This window comes from Paenarthrobacter sp. CM16 (assembly GCF_013179505.1).
Lineage (GTDB): Bacteria > Actinomycetota > Actinomycetes > Actinomycetales > Micrococcaceae > Arthrobacter.
Map to the genome: position 1 here is coordinate 1 of NZ_JABMCX010000510.1, position 1629 is coordinate 1629.

Annotated in this window: 2 protein-coding genes; both read left to right on the plus strand. The window is 63.1% G+C overall.

What is annotated here, in order from left to right:
* On the plus strand, positions 1–392 hold a 392-nt coding region (locus tag HP499_RS23990), incomplete at its 5' end, for a universal stress protein (RefSeq protein ID WP_172326531.1).
* A gap of 23 nt (positions 393–415) precedes the next feature.
* On the plus strand, positions 416–1629 hold a 1214-nt coding region (locus tag HP499_RS23995), incomplete at its 3' end, for an APC family permease (RefSeq protein ID WP_172326532.1).

Genomic DNA, 1629 nt, shown 5'->3' on the forward strand with positions numbered 1-1629 from the left:
AACTGCTCGACGTCGCCGTCGAGTCCGCGCGCGATCGTGGCCTCCCGTTGCGGCTCGTCTCCCTGCTGGCCCTCGACGGCGGTAACTCGCCCGGGCTGGCCGACGCCGCCTGGGTGCATGCCGCCGACCGGCTTGCCGCCGTCGGGAGTTCGTCCGAAACGACCGGTTCCGCAGCTGTCCCCGAACCCGAGATCGTGGTAGCCCAAGGCCGCACCATCGAAGAAGCCGTTGACCGGCTCGACTTCGAAGACGGCGAAATCCTGCTGATCGGCTCCAGCCGTCTCGCCCAGCACCGTGCCACGTTCCTGGGCAGCACCGCCAACCGGATCCTTCGCGCCCTCCCTGTCCCCATGATCGTGGTTCCCCGCGACTACACGCGTCAAAGCTCCTAGCAATCGCCTGAGAGGCAAAACCCATGTCAACTGCACCAAAGACGGTCCAGTCGAAAGAAACGTCATCCCTGAGTGAAAAGGGACTGAAAGCCGGATCGGTGGGCCTGATCGGCGCCGTCGTGATTGGTGTTTCCTGCATCGCGCCCGCCTACACGCTGACAGCGGCCCTGGGCCCCACTGTGTCCGAGGTGGGCGTACACCTGCCCGCAATCTTCCTGGTGGGCTTCATCCCCATGCTGCTGGTGGCGCTCGGCTACCGCGAACTCAACAACGCCATGCCCGACGCCGGTACCTCCTTCACGTGGGCAACGCGCGCGTTTGGTCCGTGGATCGGATGGATGGGTGGCTGGGGGCTGATTGCCGCAACCATCATTGTGTTGTCCAACCTTGCCGCCGTCGCCGTGGACTTCTTCTACCTGATGCTCGCGCAGATTTTCAGTAATCCCTCCTTGGGGGAGCTCAGCAAAATCCTGCCCCTGAACATCGCCGCCACGCTGGTGTTCATAGGCCTTGCCTGCTGGATTTCGTATCGCGGCATGGAGACCACCAAGGGCGTCCAGTACGTGCTGGTGGCCTTCCAACTGTTGGTTCTGGGCTGGTTCGCGGTCTCTGCGTTCGCCCACGTAGCGAACGGCACGGCTTTCGATGCCACCGCCATTTCACCGGACTGGTTCAACCCGTTCGCCGTGGACTCCTTCTCCTCCTTCGCCGCGGGTGTGTCGCTCTCGATCTTCATTTACTGGGGCTGGGACGTCACCCTCACCATGAACGAGGAAACGAAGAACCCCGAGAAAACCCCTGGCCGTGCAGCCACCATCACGGTGTTGGTGATCGTGGTCATCTACATGACCGTTGCGCTGGCAACCCTGTCCTTCGCGGGCGTTGGCGAGACCGGACTGGGTGCGGGCAACCCGGAGAACCAGTCCAGCATCTTTGCCGTGCTGGCTGGTCCAGTGATGGGGCCGTTCGCGATCCTCATGTCCCTGGCCATCCTGAGCAGTTCGGCGGCATCGTTGCAGTCGACGTTCGTCTCACCGGCACGCACCATGCTGGCCATGGGCCATTACCGCGCCATCTCACCCAAGTTCGGCAAGATCAGCCCCACCTACAAGTCGCCGAGCTTCGCAACCATCGCCGCTGCGATCGCAGCCGCCGGCTTCTACGTGATCACCAGGACCGTGTCCGAGAATGCGCTGTGGGACACCATCACCGCCCTGGGCATGATGATCTGCTTCTA